This is a genomic window from Paenalcaligenes sp. Me131 (assembly GCF_050487225.1).
Taxonomy (GTDB): domain Bacteria; phylum Pseudomonadota; class Gammaproteobacteria; order Burkholderiales; family Burkholderiaceae_B; genus Paenalcaligenes.
In genome coordinates this window covers 1-18,892 of record NZ_JBKQGY010000001.1, presented here as the reverse complement: position 1 = coordinate 18,892, position 18,892 = coordinate 1, and the positions used below count along the sequence as shown (strand labels likewise).

Annotated in this window: 15 protein-coding genes, 1 tRNA gene and 1 rRNA gene; 6 read left to right on the top strand and 11 right to left on the bottom strand. The window is 48.6% G+C overall.

Annotated features, from left to right (window positions below; all coding sequences use genetic code 11):
• Positions 1–314 precede the first annotated feature (314 nt).
• Both ACLPHM_RS00085 and ACLPHM_RS00080 read left to right on the top strand, forming a co-directional pair.
• The gene (locus ACLPHM_RS00085) at positions 315–2,144 is read left to right on the top strand and encodes an HSP90 family protein (protein WP_430219262.1); all 1,830 of its coding nucleotides are present in this window, start codon (positions 315–317) and stop codon (positions 2,142–2,144) included.
• 133 nt (positions 2,145–2,277) lie between these two features.
• Entirely contained in the window at positions 2,278–3,297 is a 1,020-nt protein-coding gene (locus ACLPHM_RS00080; protein WP_430219261.1) for a hypothetical protein, read from the top strand.
• A 186-nt stretch (positions 3,298–3,483) separates the two neighbouring features.
• On the opposite strand, the gene ACLPHM_RS00075 is transcribed toward ACLPHM_RS00080, so the two are convergent.
• Both ACLPHM_RS00075 and ACLPHM_RS00070 read right to left on the bottom strand, forming a co-directional pair.
• Complete coding sequence (locus ACLPHM_RS00075) at positions 3,484–3,894, bottom strand: RidA family protein (RefSeq protein ID WP_135866297.1); 411 nt, start codon at positions 3,892–3,894, stop codon at positions 3,484–3,486.
• A gap of 162 nt (positions 3,895–4,056) precedes the next feature.
• Positions 4,057–4,132: transfer RNA gene (locus ACLPHM_RS00070), tRNA-Thr, on the bottom strand.
• A gap of 86 nt (positions 4,133–4,218) precedes the next feature.
• Here ACLPHM_RS00070 and ACLPHM_RS00065 point away from each other — a divergent pair.
• On the top strand, positions 4,219–4,587 hold the full coding sequence (locus ACLPHM_RS00065) for an MAPEG family protein (RefSeq protein ID WP_430219260.1): 369 nt from the start codon (positions 4,219–4,221) through the stop codon (positions 4,585–4,587).
• 9 nt (positions 4,588–4,596) lie between these two features.
• On the opposite strand, the gene ACLPHM_RS00060 is transcribed toward ACLPHM_RS00065, so the two are convergent.
• Positions 4,597–6,045, bottom strand: a complete 1,449-nt coding sequence (locus ACLPHM_RS00060; RefSeq protein WP_430219259.1) for an aminotransferase-like domain-containing protein — start codon at positions 6,043–6,045, stop codon at positions 4,597–4,599.
• Positions 6,046–6,175: 130 nt separating this feature from the next.
• On the opposite strand from ACLPHM_RS00060, the gene ACLPHM_RS00055 reads away from it, so the two are divergent.
• Together ACLPHM_RS00055 and ACLPHM_RS00050 are read left to right on the top strand one after the other, a co-directional pair.
• Positions 6,176–6,799: a LysE family translocator gene (locus ACLPHM_RS00055; protein ID WP_430219258.1), complete on the top strand. Its 624-nt coding sequence runs from the start codon at positions 6,176–6,178 to the stop codon at positions 6,797–6,799.
• Between the two features lie 182 nt (positions 6,800–6,981).
• Complete coding sequence (locus tag ACLPHM_RS00050) at positions 6,982–7,902, top strand: EamA family transporter (protein ID WP_430219257.1); 921 nt, start codon at positions 6,982–6,984, stop codon at positions 7,900–7,902.
• A 52-nt stretch (positions 7,903–7,954) separates the two neighbouring features.
• On the opposite strand, the gene ACLPHM_RS00045 is transcribed toward ACLPHM_RS00050, so the two are convergent.
• From ACLPHM_RS00045 to ACLPHM_RS00015, 7 genes are all read right to left on the bottom strand, one after another.
• Positions 7,955–8,827, bottom strand: coding sequence for a helix-turn-helix transcriptional regulator (locus tag ACLPHM_RS00045; RefSeq protein ID WP_430219256.1), 873 nt, complete (start codon positions 8,825–8,827; stop codon positions 7,955–7,957).
• A gap of 121 nt (positions 8,828–8,948) precedes the next feature.
• A complete protein-coding gene (locus ACLPHM_RS00040) occupies positions 8,949–10,241 on the bottom strand; it encodes a benzoate/H(+) symporter BenE family transporter (RefSeq protein ID WP_430219255.1) in 1,293 nt (430 codons plus the stop codon).
• 82 nt (positions 10,242–10,323) lie between these two features.
• Positions 10,324–11,130 carry an enoyl-CoA hydratase/isomerase family protein gene (locus ACLPHM_RS00035; protein ID WP_135865701.1) on the bottom strand — a complete coding sequence of 269 codons (807 nt, stop codon included), beginning with the start codon at positions 11,128–11,130 and terminating at the stop codon, positions 10,324–10,326.
• Between the two features lie 21 nt (positions 11,131–11,151).
• Complete coding sequence (locus ACLPHM_RS00030) at positions 11,152–12,708, bottom strand: AMP-binding protein (RefSeq protein ID WP_430219254.1); 1,557 nt, start codon at positions 12,706–12,708, stop codon at positions 11,152–11,154.
• A complete protein-coding gene (locus ACLPHM_RS00025; protein WP_430219253.1) occupies positions 12,701–13,216 on the bottom strand; it encodes a (2Fe-2S)-binding protein in 516 nt (171 codons plus the stop codon). The genes ACLPHM_RS00030 and ACLPHM_RS00025 overlap by 8 nt, the downstream gene beginning before the upstream one ends.
• Positions 13,217–13,219: 3 nt before the next feature.
• Positions 13,220–14,059: an FAD binding domain-containing protein gene (locus tag ACLPHM_RS00020; protein WP_430219252.1), complete on the bottom strand. Its 840-nt coding sequence runs from the start codon at positions 14,057–14,059 to the stop codon at positions 13,220–13,222.
• Positions 14,056–17,061 (bottom strand): xanthine dehydrogenase family protein molybdopterin-binding subunit, encoded by a 3,006-nt coding sequence (locus ACLPHM_RS00015; protein ID WP_430219251.1) that lies wholly within the window; start codon positions 17,059–17,061, stop codon positions 14,056–14,058. The genes ACLPHM_RS00020 and ACLPHM_RS00015 overlap by 4 nt, the downstream gene beginning before the upstream one ends.
• A 374-nt stretch (positions 17,062–17,435) precedes the next feature.
• Between ACLPHM_RS00015 and ACLPHM_RS00010 the strand changes: the two genes are divergently transcribed.
• A complete protein-coding gene (locus ACLPHM_RS00010; RefSeq protein WP_430219250.1) occupies positions 17,436–18,458 on the top strand; it encodes an XdhC family protein in 1,023 nt (340 codons plus the stop codon).
• A 125-nt stretch (positions 18,459–18,583) separates the two neighbouring features.
• Here ACLPHM_RS00010 and rrf read toward each other — a convergent pair.
• Positions 18,584–18,697: ribosomal RNA gene (rrf, locus tag ACLPHM_RS00005) — 5S ribosomal RNA — on the bottom strand.
• Positions 18,698–18,892: the final 195 nt, after the last annotated feature.

Genomic DNA, 18,892 nt, shown 5'->3' with positions numbered 1-18,892 from the left:
GAGCCTCTTATGACAGCTCGCTAAAAGCAAATTTCCCCTAAGAACGAAGCGCCCTTACACGCTTCGTTCTTTTTTTGCTTCAAACACGCCAATCACAGCATGACAAAATAGACACCACGCCCCTACTCACGGTTGAGGAGTAACACATGGGTCTAGTCCCTCACTACGCACAAACAGCCATCGGTGTCGCCCTGCGGCTTACGAAATTGCACCTATCTATTACAAAATCTCAAATTACGTCAACGTACTTGTTATTTCCATGATGACTCTCTAGCATGATGAGGTTTCTTATTCGTCATATTTGAGTCCCCCACATGAGCCAAGAAAGCCGCTTCCAAGTCAACCTTGCGGGCATGATTGACATCCTCTCCAACCATTTGTACAGCGACCAAAACGTCTATATCCGTGAACTCTTGCAAAATGGCACTGACGCCATTCGTGCCCGTAAGTTGTGGGACAGCCAATTTGATGCGGGCGAGATCAATGTAGAGTTACAGCAAGACCAAAACGCTAACAGCAAAACCCTAGTATTTGCTGACAATGGTATTGGTCTAACGGCTGATGAGGTTGAGGTGTTCTTGGCAACTATCGCCAGCTCATCCAAAGGCGAGAAAAACTTTGGTGAAAGCAGTGAACAAAGCTTTATTGGACGTTTCGGCATAGGCTTATTGTCTTGCTTTGTGGTGACCACGCAGATTCGTTTAGTGACCCATTCAGCCAAAACCGGCACGGTATTAGAGTGGAATGGTAAAGGCGATGGTACTTACGAAATCCGCGAGCTTGCACCTGAAGCCCACCCTGAAATCGGCACCACCGTGTACTTAACGTACAAAGCAGAGATTGCTGCGGAAACCTATGCGGATCTGCACAGCACCCTGCGTGAGTACATGTTCCAGTATGGTGCCTGCCTCGAAGTACCTATTTATCTTAAAGACCAACGCACACGCGTATGGCTAAACGAGCACAGCAATAAGGTAGGCAGCTTGCCGGACCTACAAGCCTTGAGCCGCAACGAGGTTTTGCAGTTTGGGCGTACCCTTTTTGGGGCCGATGAAATGCGCTCACTGCAAGATTACTTCATCTTGCATAACGAAAGTGGCAACACTTTTGCTGTGGCATATGTGATTCCTTTTGCTGTCAGTACCCATGCACGCAAACTGCACCGCGCCTATTTGAACCGCATGTTTGTGAGCGACGCGGTAGAAGAAGTGATGCCTGAGTGGGCATTCTTTACCCGTACGGTCATTTGGACTAAAGAGCTGCAACCCGTCGCATCACGCGAGGCGTTTTACCAAAACGAAGCGCTGGAACGTGTTAGCCAAGAGTTGGGAGCATCGCTAAAACAACAAATCAAAGCGATGCCTGAGAAACAATTGCAGCGCCTACTCAACACACACTACTTGGCCTTCAAAGCCTTAGCATGTGAAGACAGCGAATTGCTGCAGTTCATTTACCCACACCTGAACTTTCGCACCCTAAATGGTGAAGAAAACCTGCAAACCCTGCTATCACGGTCCGAAGTGGTGTACTACACCCAGACTGTAGATGAATTCCGCCAAATCGCCGATGTCGTTCGTGCGCAGCAAATGCCTCTGATTAACGGCGGTTACGCCTACGACTCAGCCATCCTCAGACACCTAAACGGCATACTGGGGCACGAGGTATTCAAGCTATTCCAGGCCGAAGACGTAGAGTTTGCATTCCAACCGCTATTTCCTGAAGAGGAGCGCGCTTTTGCTGATCTACTACGCCAACTAAACGCCCGCTTACAAACCCACCAAGTAGAAGTGGTGCTCAACTACTTTAGTCCACACGACATTCCTATGCTGTACATCTGCAACCAGCAGAAGCAAGCAGAGCGCGAACTAGGACGGGTAGCTGAAGCCAGCAACGATTTGTTTGGCGGCATTTTAGGTAGCTTGCAAGAAGAAGCAGAAAGCGCACCGTTGGCACAGTTGTATCTGAACTTTCATAATGAAGTGGTGCAATCCGTGTTTTGCTCTGGAAAAAGCGTAGACGCAATCTGCAACGTGGTTGAAGTGCTCTATGTGCAAGCCTTGTTGATGGGGCACTACCCTCTGAAAAAAGATGAGGTCACCCTTATGAACACCGGCTTGCTGCACATCATTAAGGCGATGAAATAAGGCATTCTTGCCTACCAAGACACTCTGGCTACCGCATGACGTTCACGACAAACCGTGCGGTTGGCACTCTACAGAAAACACCTGAGTTTGTGACGGCCTACTCCCACAAACCAGCAACACAAGGAACACCAGCATGAATGCTCACGAGTACATGGAAGAAGCCTACGAAGTAGGTGAAAACAGCGTAGAAGGCGTGCGCCTAATCGAACAAGCTATTAAGGCAGCTGATGCTGACAACGACGTAGAAGCGGGCTATGAAGCACGCGAAATGCTGATGGATGCCACCTACACTTTAGGTATGCCCAAAAAGCAATTGTTGGCCTTTGCGTGGATGATCAAACAGTTCGAAGACAAAGAAATCCACATTGATGAAGACGACCTGATGTGGAAATACAAATGGGTGGCCTTAAGTATTGTCGATTTCCCCGAGATATCTAAAGCACAAATCGACAACCTACTGGAAGACATGAAGCAAAAGTATCTGGGCTTTCAGTACTCGCTAAAGCCCTATTACAAAATCCGCACTATGGTGGCAATGAGCATGGGCGAACCTGAAGAAGTGCTGCGTCTACGTGCTGAGTGGCAATCGGCCAAGCAAGACCACATGAACGATTGTGCCGCCTGCGAAACCAATGATGAAGTACATTTTCAGTTCTATCACAACGATCATCAAGCCGCCGTCACCAAGGGCAAACCGTTGGTGTCTGGCAGACAACGATGCGGTGAAGTCCCGCACCTTACCAATGGCATGTTGGCCTTGTCTTTTTGGGCATTGGGTAATAAAGAAGCCGCACAAGAGCGTTTTGAAAGAGGCTACAAACTCACCAAAAACCAGGTTGAGTTTTTAAACACCAATGCTGATTTCATCTTGTATTTGATGGCGAGTGATCAATGGCAAGAAGCTGAAAATCTTGCTGCTACAGAACTTAAAATCCTACCCAAAAGCGAAAACAAATTCCGCCAGTTCCGTCTTTATGCGGCCGTCGCCGTACTGTTGCAGGCTGCCAAAAAACGCGGGCTGTCTATGGATGTAGGTATGGGGTTAGACGAAGCGCTACAACATGCTCAAGAAGCCGCCAACGCATTCGATACACGCAATGGCAATAGCTTTTATCAGCAGCAATTGGCAGCTCAGCTCGCCCAGTATGCGTGAGGGGAAATAGGGACTGATAAGGCATAAGGCTGATGCTGAAAGCTGCTACTGCCTCTGAGAGCCCCCTAACCAAGCCAGTAAACATACATGGGTCGATACTAAGAAAAGCTTCCTAGTATCGATCCAAGCTCAAACTAACTAACAGAGCCCTGAATTCCTCATGCCGTGGATGCGAAACTCCTTAGGTCATCCAACCGCTGGAATGACAGCCTGAGCCTCGATTTCAATTAACCACTCTGGTAATGCAAGACCGGTAACCACTACCCAGGATGACGCAGGAGGGTTAGTGTTGAAAAAGGTTTTCAGTGCCTCGCTGATTTCCAGTTGATTCTCTGGGTTATTGGCATCTTCTTTGATGTAGATGCGCAGCATTGCAATATGCTCTTTTTTAGCTTGTGTCGCTAACAGCACTTTCTCTATATTTTCAAGACAAACTCGCGTCTGCTCTTTCATACCAGTAGCGATAGTATTTTGATCTTTATCTGTTGCTACTTGGCCTGATAAGAAAAGGTGCTTCCCCTCTTTGGTTAGTACCGCTTGGCTAAAACCATACTGAAGGCTATTGAATACCGAATCAGGGTTCACAGAGATGTGCATTACTCAATCCATTATGTTGCTCAAGAAACAGCTTATTTTCGCCTGTTTCTTGCATTCAGCATAGATGAGTAAGTCTTTGAAAATGCCGTACTGTGTGCTTACTCCTGCCACCAAAAACAAAAACGCCAACCCAGTAGAGTTGGCGTACATGTTTGCTATGTTTGGTGCCGCTTGCCGGAATCGAACTGGCGACCTTTTCATTACGAATGAACTGCTCTACCAACTGAGCTAAAGCGGCACAGTGCGTTTGCACTCAACAAAAATTATAATGCCATCATTCGGGCTTGTAAATTTCGCCCCTTACTCTTTTAGACGAGACTACTCATGAGTGCAAAGTGGATTATGATCATCGCGGCTTTTTTGCCGTTTCTGGCGGCAGTCAGCGCCAAAGTAGGTGGTAAAGGTTTTCAAAACCATACCCCGCGTGAATGGTTAGCCAAGCAAGAAGGCTGGCGTGCTCGTGCCAACGCGGCCCAAGCTAATACCTTTGAAGCCCTACCTTTTTTCTACGCTGCCTTTATCTACGCGTTATTCATCCAGCCCGTTGCTCCTGAGCTAGTCCTGAAGCTGGGCTTAGCATGGGTACTCTTACGCGTGGCGTACATCTACGTGTACATTCGCAACCTATCATCATTGCGCAGCCTAATCTGGTTCGCTGCATTTGGCGTCAATCTCAGCCTGCTTTTTGTCTAAACACCGCACTTAGGACGAGGCCAGTAACTCTCTGGCCTTCTCCCCTACTCTCGCAAAGCCCGCCCTGTATCGCTCATCTATGGGATTGCAGCAAGAAATACGCACAGCATTGCTAAACCTACCACTGGCTGAATATAAACGCCCCGGTATCAAACTAATCTTGTCACGCACTAGCTGTTGATACAGCACATAAGTATCGATGGGCTCGGGCAACTCCAACCAAAATAAATACCCGCCATCAGGCTTAGTAGCTTTAGTACCCTCAGGAAAATAATCAGCGATTAAGGCCTGCGCCACGTTCATATTCTTCGCATAGCTCTTACGTAGTTTACGTAGGTGATAGTCATAGCCACCAGCCTCTAAAAACTGGCCCAAAGTTTCCGATAAAAACTGCGACTCCGCAATGGAATAGAGGCTTTTCAGCTGGCGTATTTTCCTATTGAAACGCGTGCTGTGTACCCAGCCTATACGGAAATCGGGTGCTAAAGTTTTGCTAAAGCTAGAACAAAAAATCACCCAACCATTTTCATCCAAGGACTGTACAGCAGGTAAAGTACCGTGGCTTTGCAGCTCTGCATATAAGCCATCTTCAATTAGCGGGACGTGGTATTGATTCACCAGTTTGGCGAGCTTTTTCTTAGCCTCCAACGGCATACTGCAACCCAAAGGGTTGTGTAAGTTGGGCATGCAAATCAAGGCTTGCAACTTTTTTTCCGCCAAGAGCGGCTCTATGTCATCCACACATAAACCTGTCTCTGCATGCGTAGGTAGCTCTACCAGTTTTAATCCCAAGTCATTCAATAACGGGATTAAATAAAAATACGTAGGCGACTCTACCCCTACACTATCCCCTGGCTTGGTCACTGCTCGCAGTGCGAGGTTAATAGCCTCCATACAACCATGCGTCAGACAAATATCATCCACATGACTCAGCACACCCAAATTTTGCATACGACGCGAGATCTGTCTGCGTAACGTCAAGCTCCCTGGAGGCAAGGCATAGCTGGAAATCAACGATGCTTGCTGACGTACTAAGCGGCTCATAATGCGCCCTAGTTTTTCCCTAGGGAATAGATCCGAATGCTTATCGGGGCAAGCCAACGACAAATTCAAAAAGGATGGATCTTGCTGCATAGCAAAGGCTTGTTCAATTAAGCTCAACACCGATGCACTCGCCGTACTATCCTCTGTACCCTTTTCAAAGGTACGCATTAAACCAGGTAGCTGATTTTTTACAACAAAACCGGATTGCGGCCTGGCCTCTATAAACCCTTGATCCTCAAGTGAACGGTAGGCAGCAATCACCGTATTAATGCTGAGATTATGGGTATGCGCTGCCTGACGTATAGACGGCAAAGCCCCACCCGCACTGAACACACCTTTTTCTATGGCCTGTTTTAACCCCTCTGCCAATTGCAGATAACGTGGTTGTGACGAAGCAGACAGCAACTCAGGCATGATGACATCCTCAAAGGAAATAGCACACAGCAACTGTACCCATCATAATTGATAATTTCTGAGCCTGTACCTATTTTTATATCTGCTTTACGCTGACAGTTCTTTCTTCCTTTTCATATAGCCAGTCATCATGATTAACCCCGCCCTTCTCAGTTACGTAGCCGTTATGTCGGTTACACCCGGCCCCAACAACTTGCTGTTAGCAACTTCTGGCGTGAACTTTGGCTTCAAACGTACCCTGCCTATGAGCTTGGGCATTAGTTTGGGTGCGGGCTTTCAGTGCTTTGTCACCATGCAAGCCTTGGGCGCGATGGTGTCATGGTTAGGACAAATGCGGTTGTTCTTAGCCTTAGCCGGCTGTATGTACTTACTGTGGTTATCGTGGAAGATTTTGCAATCCAGCGCACCCGAAGCCAAAAAAGATGCTCGTCCTTTTGGTTTCCTGCAAATGGCTGCCTTTCAATGGATTAACCCCAAAGCCTGGATTATGGCCATTAATACGGCGCTCTTGTTTGGGACGATGGACAGCGATCAAGCCCTAAGCCACAACCTACAAGTGTCTTTGCTCTACATCGTTACCAACTTCCCCTGCATTTTGCTATGGGCCTTATTAGGGGATAGATTGCGTCAGCTTCTACAAAGCCCAAACTATCTTCGCGTATTTAACACTGCAATGGCATTGATCATGGGGGTAACAGCTTTATGGTTAGCGGGCGAAGAACTCTATATTGCGTACTACGCGGTTGAACTGTAATTCACTCTAAAACTCCATGCATTACACAAAATGGTTCACTAAATGAACATTGCATGGAATAAACCTCTTTATTACAACAACTGCCACTCTTTCTTTCTATACAGCCATCCCCTGCTAGGTAGAAAACACACTCTGTCATAAGATGATTAAGATTGTTTTCTTTCCTAGCCGGCTGTATCTGCATGAACTCCCCTCTACCATTTAAACGCCATATCGCCATTCCTATATTGCTAGGATTAGGCACAGGCTTTGCCACCAATCACGTTTCTGCACGCATCGCCTTTGATCATGGTGCTGGCTTATTAACCGCCATTTTGTTCCGATCAGGCACCAGTTTGGTGTGCCTTACCTTATTGCTGTTATGGCAACGCCATTCATTACGCTTTGAACGAAAGCTCTGGCCTTGGCAATTAACACTAGGCTTATTGGTTGCACTACAAAGTTTCTGCATCTTCTCTGCGGTTGCTCGTATCCCTGTTGGTATAGCCTTATTGGTGGCAAACACTTTCCCTATTCTCTTAGCATTATTGAATTGGGCAGTCAGCGGAAAGCGTCCCACTAAAGCCTCTGCCATTATTATGGGGATGATTCTATTTGGGCTGATTTGGGTATTAGACGCCCCCATGTGGTTTCACAATAGCGAGCAGCTCAGTAGCACTTGGTTTTTAGGATTGCTTTTTGCCTTTGGGGCCGCAACCTGCTTTGCTTTTATTTTGTGGATCAGTGAAAACCGTCTTGCCAATTTATATGGCCCAGTACGCAGTTTTTATACCATTGGCATTGTGTTTTTCAGCATGCTAGGACTAAGCTTTACCGGAGCCTTAGAAGGCGGTACAGCTATGCCGATTGATGCCACTGGATGGCTAGCCTTAATCGCCGTAGGCTTTTTCTACAGTTGTGCATTTATAGGTTTATTCGTACTGACGCCACGACTCAACCTAAGCCAAAATGCCCCCGCCTTAAACATTGAACCCGTTGCCTCACTGATTCTGGCATGGATACTGTTAGAGCAAAGCCTAAACGGCCGACAAATATTTGGTAGTGCTATGGTGGTGACCGGCATTATTGCGTTGGCATCGGTACACAGAAGCAAGCGATCTTAATAGCTAGGCATATGACACCCATTCGCTAACGCACTACACGAGGCGAGTGGGCTTACAGCCTATCAAAATACTGGCCACTGTCCATCAGATCTACCACACGCCTATACTCACCCGGGGTAATACCCAAATGCTGTCTAAAGAAGCGTGTGAAATGGCCTGGCGCGGAAAACCCCACATTGTAGGAGATGTCTCCTATACGGATCTCTGGCTTACAGAGTTCAGCAATAGCGGCTTCTACTCGTAGGGCATTGGCATACACGGCCGGCGTTAAATTTGTGCTGCGCTTAAATAGCTCAAAGAAATGCGCACGAGACAATGCGCTCTCAGCCGCTAGCTCGGCAAAGTTATCACCGTAATGCAGATTCTCACGCATTTTGGCTACGGCTCTACGAATACGTGGATCCATGCTCTGGGTACGTAAGCTAGACAGTAATTGCGAGGCATCTTTCAACAAAGAATGATTCTCTGCCGTTGCCATAAACAAGTCGAAAATTTTCCCCTCTAAAATGTCAGCGGCTATTTCTTGAGACACCAACATTTCGGCTGCCAAGGCATTAACAAGCTTGCGCGCACCGGGCGGCAAGACAGCGCAGGGTTTAGGAAAAAATTGAGGATGACCGCTAACAGTCAGTGATTGCAAGACTTGGCTTAGCCATGTAGTCTCTAAGTACAGCGCCAATAAAATACAGCGCCCCTCACCGCTAGGCGTATGTTCGTAGGCATGCGGCTCCCACGCATTTATCAACACCACACTATCTTTGGTCAGTGGCTGACTGCGTCCTTTCACCAGAAACGAACTATCCACGCCACTGACTTTAATCAGGGCGTGGCAGTGATGGTGAGCGTGAGTGACCAGCGGTTTGCTCATATCAAGCAACGAGACGCGGCCAAAAGCTCCTTGGAAAATTTTGATTGCCGTAGACATGGTGTCGAGTTGGCTACACCCTCAGCGAAGAGTCTTTCAGCAGGTTCGACTAACCTGCTGAATCTTGTGACCTAATTTTATCATTTACTTCAAGCACACAAGGCGTCTAGCGTATCCTCTTTTACCCTGATACTTTAGCCAACGGCTCTGCTTTAGCTGGCTTTTCGCTCATCACCTTATCAGCAAGTAATGACGCTAATACACCAAAGACTAATGCCCAAAATGGTGCACTAATACTTAGCAAATTAAGTGAGCTCATCCCTACAACGAAGGCCACAAAAGAACCTACCTGATTCCCAAGCTTAGGCCCAAACGCCCCCTGTAAGGCACTCAACAATACGCCTATCATTGCCAAGCCAGCGACCACCCCAATCAATGCTTTGGGTAAGGCCATCACGACAGGAACCGCTAACCCTGCAACTAAGCCAAAGGCGCCAAACAAAATACCGTTCACCACCGTAGCGCCATAGCGTTTATCTTTATCTTCACCCGCTTGCTCTGAAGAACAAATCGCTGTCATTGGACCGGCAATATTGGCATTATGACCACCCATCATGCCAGCCAGAATCCCACCTACGCCACTTACTATAGTCATGGCATTAATAGGCGGCTTATAACCTTCTGCCATCAACACACCAATCGCCTGAGCATTCTCGGCACCAATGACCAATGCCGCTAATGGCACAGCGATGCCAAAAAAAGCGCCCACCGTGAATACAGGAGCGGTGAACTCAGGCATGACAAATGCCAATGTGGATGCCCCTTCTTGTAAACCACCGGTCACAAATGTAGCGATCAGCCCCACCACTAATGCAGCTAAGACCGGTGGTACTTTTCTAGTCAGACGTCCGGTGATAAAAAAGGCAATCACAGCTAGCCCGGCAATCAATGGCGCAGCGCGTACAGCCTCTACAGCGGCAATACCAAAACGGATCATGGCGCCTGCAATCATGGCCATTACGATGGGCATAGGAACCCAACGCATGATCTTTCCTATCACGCCGGTAATGCCTAAGATCAACACCAAGACCCCGGCCATAATAAACGCCCCCACCGCTTCTTGATAAGAAAAGCTAGCAAAAGCGGCCACCATAATGGCTGCCCCGGGTATGGAATAGGCCCCTGTAATAGGCATGCGATAACGTATGCCCATAAACAAACTGATAATGCCACCCAACAAATAAATGGCCAGCAACCATGCAACCGTTTGTCCATTGGTTAACTGACCGGCCTGTGCCGCACCTATCACAATCAAGGCGGGCCCAGAACATCCGAAAATGGCTGCTACTAAACCTGCACTGAACGAGTTTAAGTTCAAGGCAGAGGGCAACGCTTTTAACCCTGATAGCCAACCTGGGGCTACTGGATCATTGTGGGTACTATTTTTTGCTGTCCCAACTGTTTGGCTGTCCATGCTTGTCTCCTGAAAGCCGTATATTTTTTGTTTTCATTATTTCAGGCATCGAAAGGACTTAGCCCTATCGATGCCCTCCCCGTTATTTCCCAATGAAATGTGCAGGGCGTTTTGCGTGGAATGCTTCTACTCCCTCGCGGAAGTCTGCCGAACTACGTAGGCGACTGTAGCAATGCCCTTCAAGTTCAATGGCTGCACTTAACGAGGCATCTTCACTGTCGTTTAACAACTTCTTCGCTGTGCGCTGAGCCAACGGAGAGAACTTCACTAACTCAGCAACTAACTTGTCTGTAGCCGCTTCTAATTGATCATCGGCCACACACTCTACTACCAGCCCCCAGTCATACGCCTGTGGCCCTGGAATACGACGTGAGCGCATCACAATATCTTTAGTACGCCCAACACCCACCATTTTTTGCAATCGAGCAGAACCGCCGGAACCTGGGATTTGACCAAGCTTCTGCTCGGGTAATGCGTACTCTGACGTAGTCGTCGCAATACGAAAATCGCAGGCCAACGACAGTTCAAAACCCACACCAAAACAGTAACCACGATTTGCTGCAATCACAGGTTTGGTGCAACGCTCAGGGGCGGCCACATTCCATGCGAGCTTAGACACATGCTCCGGAGAGGCCTCTAAAAACCCACGTATGTCGCCGCCACTAGAAAAGTGCTCACCTTCAGCGCGCAGCACAATCACTTGCACATCATCATTCGTATCTAGCGCTTCAAACACCAGGCGTAACTGCTCACGTTGCAACATGGAAATGATGTTGAAAGGTGGACGTCCTAACACGATGTCTGCACGTTTTTTCTCGGGGTAAATTTCTACCGTAAAACCATCTAGGTTATCCAACAATGTTTGTGCAGGGTGCGTAATATGACTCATTTTTTCTATCCTTAATAGATCTCAATTTGTGGCATGAAGCGAAGACTCTGCACTGGTCTCAAGGTCGTACTCCCCTGAAACCAGCTTACGTCTCAAAATTTTTCCAACCGGTGATTTAGGCAAAGCAGCAACAAACACGTACTCGCGTGGTCGTTTGAAATTGGCGAGGTCTGTAGAGCGACAATATTGGTCTAGCTCTTCAGCACTGACCGCCGCTTGGCGCTTCACAAAGGCTACGACCTTATGCCCCCAACGCTCATCTTTCACACCAGCAACCGCAACCTCATCCACTGCGGGGTGCAGTGAAATAACAGACTCGATTTCAACTGGCGAGATGTTTTCTCCACCACTAATGATCATGTCGTCCACCCGGCCACTTACGAACAGTTCACCATCTCTGTCCACGTAACCAATATCGCCCGTGAAGTACCAACTACCATTCAACGATTTGGCATCTGCATCGGGACGGTTCCAATATCCTTCAAACGCCTCATCACCATCTAAGTGGGCAATGATTTGCCCCTCTTCTAAGGCCTGCACCACATCGTTTGGATCCGTGCTTCCTAGCTTGACCACTCGCAATCTACAGTTCAGCCCAGCTCTACCACTAGAGCCTGCCTTCTGCTGTGCTTTCTGATTGATTGCCATGGTGTAAACCTCGGAACTGCCGTAGTGGTTCACAAACAAGGACGGGGCAAAGGCTTTATCTATTTTTCTCAGTAACGCCTCTGACATAGGGGCACCCGCAAACCCCAGCTTACGTACCTGACTAATATCCGTTGCCGCGAAGGCTGGGTGCGACAGCAAATCGTGATAAAGCGTAGGCACCAAATACAAGTTAGTGATGCCTTCAGACTCAATCAATGAAAGCGCTTGGCTTACATCGAATTTGGGCATGCAAACAAAGCAACCATCAATCAATGCCATCGCTAATAGAGAACGCACGCCCATGGTGTGATACAGGGGCATCACGCCTAATGTGCACTCACCATTGGCATACAAATTTTGTGCCACATGCGCCAAAGCGGCCGCACGCTCGTGTCTATGCCTACGTGGTACGCCTTTGGGTTTGCCTGTGGTACCCGACGTATACAACATCAATGAGTAGTCATTAGCATTGGCACGAGACACTGCATCTATAGGGGCGGCATTAAGCAAATCCTCAAAACGCTCTCCACTCAGTTCGCACACATCACCTACCGTTACTCTCACTATGTCTGCCGAAACCCGCAACTCACGCATAGCCTCAAGACATGAATCATCATGAATCAGTAATTTGGCTTGTGAGTCAGCAATACAGTATTCGATATCTTCAGCTTTAGAGCGCCAATTCAGCGGTGTAATAATGACGCCCAAAAGCTGACACGCCCAATGCACCGTCGCCATTTCCCAGCGATTCTGCATGATCACGACAATGTGATCGCCATGCTGCACGCCTAGCTTTTCAAGACCACCCGCGACGGCTCTAATCTTGTCAAACCACTGCAAGTACGTCAGACGCTGTCCATCTGCGACTACAGCAAGCGCGTTGGGGCTACGCTCCACACTCTGTATAAAAGTGCTTCCTAAATCAAGCATTCGAAGTCTCCGTTTTCTCTGCTTTTAATTGATCGGCAACATCGAGGATCGCCGCTACTATCGGTGTGTAACCGGTACATCTACACAGGTGGCCTGATAACATGTCCCGCACCTCTTCTTCACTGGGTTGTGGGAAACGCTGTAAGAAATCAGCGCTAGACATCAAAATCCCCGCTGTACAAAACCCGCATTGCAAGGCATGGTGTTTTTTGAATGCTTGCTGCAACGCACTCAAGGTATCGCTGTCATCAGCCAAGCCTTCTACCGTGCAGACATCACGCCCCTCTACTTGGCGTGCAAAGCACAAACAAGAACGTACTGCCACACCATCAATCTGCACCGTACAGGCCCCACACACGCCATGCTCACACCCCACGTGCGTACCTGTTGCTCCTAGCTCGTGACGAATAAAGTCCGATAACAACGTACGATCTTCTGCATAGCCTCTACGGGCCACCCCATTGAGCCTAAGCTCTACTACATGCTTGTTATGTTGTGATGCCGACATGGACTAGCCCTCTTTTCGTGAACAACGAGATATCGCCGTCTCTATAGTTTTCTGTCCTAACACACGTACTAAATGACGCCGATAAGCTGCTGATGCATGTTGGTCATCCTGCGCTTGAAGCTCCCAAGCCAAGTCATTCAAATACTGTGGAAAGAGAGCTTGCTGACTGCGTAGCCATTGCACTACCACCGGCTTGTCGGCAACGCCTCCTATTCCTAGGCGTATATACTCAGGCCCCGCTTCAACGGCACACGCCACAATGGCAAAATCCCCTCGGCGTAACGCAAACTCATCAAAGGCATACCCATGCCCATCTTTTGCAACGGGAAAACGTACTTCAGTCACCATCTCGTTATTTTTCTTGGCGGTCGTCAGCATCCCCTGCTGAAAATCAGCAGCATGTAGCTCTCGGCTACCTTTTCGAGAACGCAACACAACCTGACCGCCTAATGTGGCAAGGCATAATGGCAACTCCGCGCTAGGGTCGGCATGGGCAATAGAACCCGCTACCGTTCCCCTATTACGAATCTGATAATGCGAAATAAACGGTATAGCTTCTGCTAGCAAGGGCGACACTACCGATAAATCTGACCAATGCTGCAATTGCGCTTGGGTAGTGCTAGCTCCTATGCACAGCATGTTTTTATCGTGTCGTATGTAGTTCAACTCTTGGCAGTGAGAGATATCTAACAGATATGCCGGTTGCGCTAAACGCATGTTCAGCAAAATCACCAGCGACTGCCCACCCGCCAATATGCGAGCATTCTCACCGGCTTCGTGTAACCACTCTAGGGCTTGGGTAGTGGACTCCACACGCTTATACTCAAAGGCTTGTGGCTTCATTTTCTTATCCTCAACCAACGCATCAAACGAGACCAAAAGCCACCCGATTTCTGCGCCACTTGGCCTCCGGATGCCTGACGACCAAGCTGTTCAAACAATTGCCCCAACACCATGCGAGCAGCCCCCTCTAGCATGCGCCCGCCTACAGCAGCCACCTTCCCTTGCACTTCCGCAGCATAGTGATAGGTCATCAACGTACCATGTTCATTCGCCTCTAGAACAATATCGCCTCCACCCTCTGCGCCACCTAGCGACGACACACCAGTGCCTTGCAAATGCAATGAATGTGGTCGTTGGATATTGGAAAGTGCGATAGTCGCTTCGTATCTGGCTTTAATCATCCCTATACTGATCGTGACATCTGCGCGGTATTTGTTTTCGCCTATACGCTGCAACTCACGACAACCAGGAATCACGGCGGCTAAAGCAATAGGGTCTAAAAGCACATCAAATACCTGTTCAGGCGAAGCAGAAATTTGTGTACTGCCCGAGGCAGACAGCGCGTGACCTTTACCTGTTTTCTTCGCTGCTTTTTGTACCTGTACCGCCCCAGAAGGCTCGGGATCGTCAAAACCAATAAGCTCTAATACTTTGTTAGGCGTTAACGGTAGACGTATATCCAGCTCACCATGTGACGGGCTTAATGCATCGGCTACTGCATTAGCAATGCACACGGGCGTGCTCATGTTGTTACCTTCGCCCAAGCCCTTAGCACCCAGAGGCGTAAACGGACTAGGCGTTTCTAAGTGCACGATGACGGGCTCAGGCACCTCATAGCTAGTAGGCACTAAGTAATCAGCAAAGGTACCTGATTGAAAACCACCATCATCGCCATACCTAAACTCTTCCAACAGCGCTGCCCCTAGGCCCTGGGCAAACGCACCTCGGATTTGTCCATCCGCCATCGCAGGGTTCAGTAGAGTCCCCGCATCATGCGCCGTAACGTATTTATCGATACGTACACGGCCCGTTTGCTTGTCAATTTCTACAGCGCAAATATCAAATGCAAAACCGTAGGCCGCTGAGGTATTCACCCTATCGTCTTCGGATGGTGCCTCTAAGGTTTCGGGTGTCCAAAATTCCGTGATGCGCATGGCGGGTGTCATGCCCTCGGGCAATTCTGCAGGCGACCAATGCGCACTGCTTGCCAACCTAGCAAATGGAATAGTGGTAGAGGGATTGCTCTCTTGGAATACATAACCCGCTTCAAACCTGACCTCATCCACATCACAGTGCAATTGCGGTGCGGCGATAGCGGCTAGTTTGTTCCGTAATTTATTCGCGGCAATGTGCACGGTGCCTGCCACGGCTCCCGCAAAACGACTGGAGTAATTACCAGCGGCAACCGACCACGCATCTTTGCTGGTATCAAAATCAATATTGACGTTAATGTCTTTGGGCTGTAACCCAAACACATCTGCCACCACCTGCGCACAGACCGTGACATGGCCTTGCCCTGCTGGGGCTGAAGCAATAATCACAGTCACACCACCCAGCAAGTCTATGCTCACCGTAGCAGATGCAATCCCTCCGTTTTTTGGGCCTGCTTTGGCACGCTGCTCGGGCGTCAACGCAATCGTGATATAGCCCATGTTAGAAATAGACGGTTCTACAATGGCGGCATAGCCTATGCCATATAGCTTACCTTCCGCTCTAGCTTGATCCCGTCGTTGTAGTAGCTCCTTCAGCCCGCCCTCTTCAATCGCCGCTTTCATGGCTCGCGGATAATCCCCCGAGTCCAATAAAGCACCTGCTGCTGCACGATAAGGAAAGGCTTCTGGCTGAATAAAGTTGCGCTCATATATGGATAACGGATCTACCTTTAGATACTGCGCAATACGGTGAACCATTCGTTCTAAGGCGAAGTACACCTGCGGGCCACCAAAGCCTCGCACTAGACCCGAGGGCATCTTGTTGGTGACCACCACGCGATTACGTACTTGCAGATCAGCAATGCGATACGCCCCAGTTAATAGGCCGTGCATACGATAAAACGTTGCTGGCTCTGGCGCTCGCAAATAAGCTCCCACATCATCAAACTGATCTAGGTCTATAGCATTAATTTTTCCATCGCTATCAAATGCGGCCCTAATCGTCGCCTTACGGCCATTTGCCGCTGTTGCTGCACTAAGATGCTCTAGCCTGTCTTCAACCCACTTAACTGGTGCTCCACCCACTTTTCTTGAGGCTAAGCACATCAACACAACGGCGGTAAACACCGCTTGTTTCACTCCAAAGCTCCCGCCCGAGTCTGGCGCAGAGCGGTGACGTAATCTATTGCCTGGTACTTTAAGTGCCAACGACATCACCGCATGCATGGAGAAAGGCCCCATGAAGTTTGAGCAGACATCGTAGCCTTCATCACCTGGCAAGTGCTCCGCGATGACAACCCCACACTCAATAGGCGTACAGGAGTTTCTCGGGTACTCAATATCTAGCGATAAGCTGTGATCGCTCTCTTCAAACCTAGCTTGAGGGTTGCCATACACAAATGAGCGGTCATGCAATACATTGCTTTCAACGGCCTCGTGCAAAATGGCAGCGTCCGTAGAGATAGCAGTATCAATGCTACTTACCGCGGGCAACGACTCAAACTCGATGACTATGCCATCTAAGGCGTCCTCTGCCAAATACCGATCTTCGGCAATCACTACAGCAATTGGCTCACCCACATAGCGAACCTTATCCATGGCCAATGCCCACATTTCCATAGGCACTTTCACACCGTTAATAAACGGCTTTGACCATGCGCGCACATCTGCTGAAGTCAGCACCCCACGTACACCAGGCATTTTTTCTGCGCGCGACACATTAATAGATACGATCCGTGCGTGTGCATAGCTTGAGCGATAGACGGCCGCATGCAAGGTGCCTGGCTTGATCGCTAGATCATCGCCAAAACGCCCTCTGCCTTGTAACAAAGGAATGCTTTCAAAGCGCTCAACTCTCTGCCCGACAAACCTGCTTGTAGGGTTTGTTGGCATACTTTCCACTGTGCTCATGCACTGTCTCCGAAAATACCCTGCTCAGAGCCAACTCAACTTGCTGTAGTAGTTTTCGTTGTTGTCTGGCTCTGTATTGCTCTTACCTGTACTCACTATGTGCTTTATTTTGATGAGTTAAATAAGAGTGCAAACATCTGGAAACAGTATAGGAATGAGAGGCCCTATCCCTTTTACCTAACAGTCGGCCCAATTACCTTTGAGTCTGATTATTCATCTCTAGCTCGTCTTGCCCACTGCTATGCAGGCATAATCATTCACATCAATACCCAAAGCGATACATGGGCGTGCACAACGCCGCCCTAATGCTGTCATCAGTTATTTATAAAAATGATAAATGAGCGCGAGCTACGCCTCAGCGAGACGAGAGTTTTATGGAAAATTTGGATGTTCTAGTACTACGCAAACTCAGTGTTTGGCGTAATGAAGGCAAAAAAGCCATCTTAGCTACCGTTACACGCACCTGGGGATCCTCACCTAGACCTCTAGGTTCTATCATGGCCTTGTGTGAAGACGGCGCGGTAGTAGGTTCAGTATCCGGAGGGTGTATAGAGGACGACCTTATCCGGCAATACACCGTAGGAAATGAAAAGGCGGCTTTGCAAGAAGAGGCCTCTATACCTAGACTGGTCACCTATGGATTAAGTGCTGAAGAGGCATTTAGATTTGGCCTACCTTGTGGCGGCACACTAGAAATTCTGTTGGAGTTCAACCCAGAGGCTACAGCACTACAGCAATTGGTAGCGGCATTGGACCAAGGCCTGCTCATGCAGCGCTCAGTCAGTCTACAAGATGGTTCTGTAGCTCAGCAGCCCATCACTAGCCCATCGCCACTTAGCATCGACAAAAACAGCCTAAGTACCTCTTTTGGCCCTGAATATAGAATGCTACTGATTGGTGCAGGCCAACTCACAGAATATGTAGCCACCATGGCTTTATTCAGCGGCTTTAGCGTCACCATTTGCGACCCACGTATAGAGTATCGTAATAGTGTCTCTATAGAAGGCGTAACAATAGTGTCCGATATGCCTGATGACGTGGTCACAGCATTCAACGCCGACAGCCGTAGCTGCATCATAGCGCTAACCCACGATCCTAAATTAGATGACCTAGCCCTAATGGAAGCCTTGCACACTAAAGCCTTCTATGTGGGAGCCATAGGCTCACGGCGTAATAATCAAGATCGCCAAGAAAGACTGATGCAGCATTTTGATCTGAGTGCCGAACAACTTAATAAGCTACGCGGTCCTATAGGCATCTACATAGGCAGTAAAACTCCCGCAGAGATTGCCATCAGCTTGATGGCTGAAGTCATTGCAATTAAAAATGGCCTAGTCTTACCCAATAGTATGCAGGTGGCCCATGCTAAAGAGAAACTGGCTCAGCAGGCAGCGTAGTAATAGAAGATAGTAATTAGCAGAGCTCTGGCTCTGCTTGTATCGGTTCTTTGCAGCGGTTTTTTCGTTTTGCCCAGACGTAAAAAAGCCCCGCATCGGTTGGATGCGGGGCTTTTGGTGTAAGAGCCTGACGATGACCTACTTTCACACATGAATATGCACTATCATCGGCGCGAAGGCGTTTCACGGTCCTGTTCGGAATGGAAAAGGGGTGGTGCCACCTTGCTATGGTCGTCAAGCGTAACTGGCTTGCTCACATGCTCATCGAGCATGTCAACTAAATCTGGAATTAGCACAACCACATCAACAGTATGATGCAGTGTTTCATGTTTGGGATTGCGTTTTGTACTGCTAAATTTGTTTGAACGACACTTAAAACTTATAACCTTAAGAGTTATAGGATCAAGCCGCACGGGCAATTAGTACTGGTTAGC

Excerpts from the sequence above, each read along its gene's own strand:
- ACLPHM_RS00085 (WP_430219262.1), top strand. The coding sequence starts at position 315 with ATGAGCCAAGAAAGCCGCTTCCAAGTCAACCTTGCGGGCATGATTGAC.
- ACLPHM_RS00025 (WP_430219253.1), bottom strand. The coding sequence starts at position 13,216 with ATGTCGGCATCACAACATAACAAGCATGTAGTAGAGCTTAGGCTCAAT.
- ACLPHM_RS00050 (WP_430219257.1), top strand. The coding sequence starts at position 6,982 with ATGAACTCCCCTCTACCATTTAAACGCCATATCGCCATTCCTATATTG.
- ACLPHM_RS00045 (WP_430219256.1), bottom strand. The coding sequence starts at position 8,827 with ATGTCTACGGCAATCAAAATTTTCCAAGGAGCTTTTGGCCGCGTCTCG.
- ACLPHM_RS00040 (WP_430219255.1), bottom strand. The coding sequence starts at position 10,241 with ATGGACAGCCAAACAGTTGGGACAGCAAAAAATAGTACCCACAATGAT.
- ACLPHM_RS00030 (WP_430219254.1), bottom strand. The coding sequence starts at position 12,708 with ATGCTTGATTTAGGAAGCACTTTTATACAGAGTGTGGAGCGTAGCCCC.
- ACLPHM_RS00010 (WP_430219250.1), top strand. The coding sequence starts at position 17,436 with ATGGAAAATTTGGATGTTCTAGTACTACGCAAACTCAGTGTTTGGCGT.
- ACLPHM_RS00080 (WP_430219261.1), top strand. The coding sequence starts at position 2,278 with ATGAATGCTCACGAGTACATGGAAGAAGCCTACGAAGTAGGTGAAAAC.
- ACLPHM_RS00075 (WP_135866297.1), bottom strand. The coding sequence starts at position 3,894 with ATGCACATCTCTGTGAACCCTGATTCGGTATTCAATAGCCTTCAGTAT.
- ACLPHM_RS00060 (WP_430219259.1), bottom strand. The coding sequence starts at position 6,045 with ATGCCTGAGTTGCTGTCTGCTTCGTCACAACCACGTTATCTGCAATTG.
- ACLPHM_RS00055 (WP_430219258.1), top strand. The coding sequence starts at position 6,176 with ATGATTAACCCCGCCCTTCTCAGTTACGTAGCCGTTATGTCGGTTACA.
- ACLPHM_RS00015 (WP_430219251.1), bottom strand. The coding sequence starts at position 17,061 with ATGAGCACAGTGGAAAGTATGCCAACAAACCCTACAAGCAGGTTTGTC.
- ACLPHM_RS00065 (WP_430219260.1), top strand. The coding sequence starts at position 4,219 with ATGAGTGCAAAGTGGATTATGATCATCGCGGCTTTTTTGCCGTTTCTG.
- ACLPHM_RS00035 (WP_135865701.1), bottom strand. The coding sequence starts at position 11,130 with ATGAGTCATATTACGCACCCTGCACAAACATTGTTGGATAACCTAGAT.
- ACLPHM_RS00020 (WP_430219252.1), bottom strand. The coding sequence starts at position 14,059 with ATGAAGCCACAAGCCTTTGAGTATAAGCGTGTGGAGTCCACTACCCAA.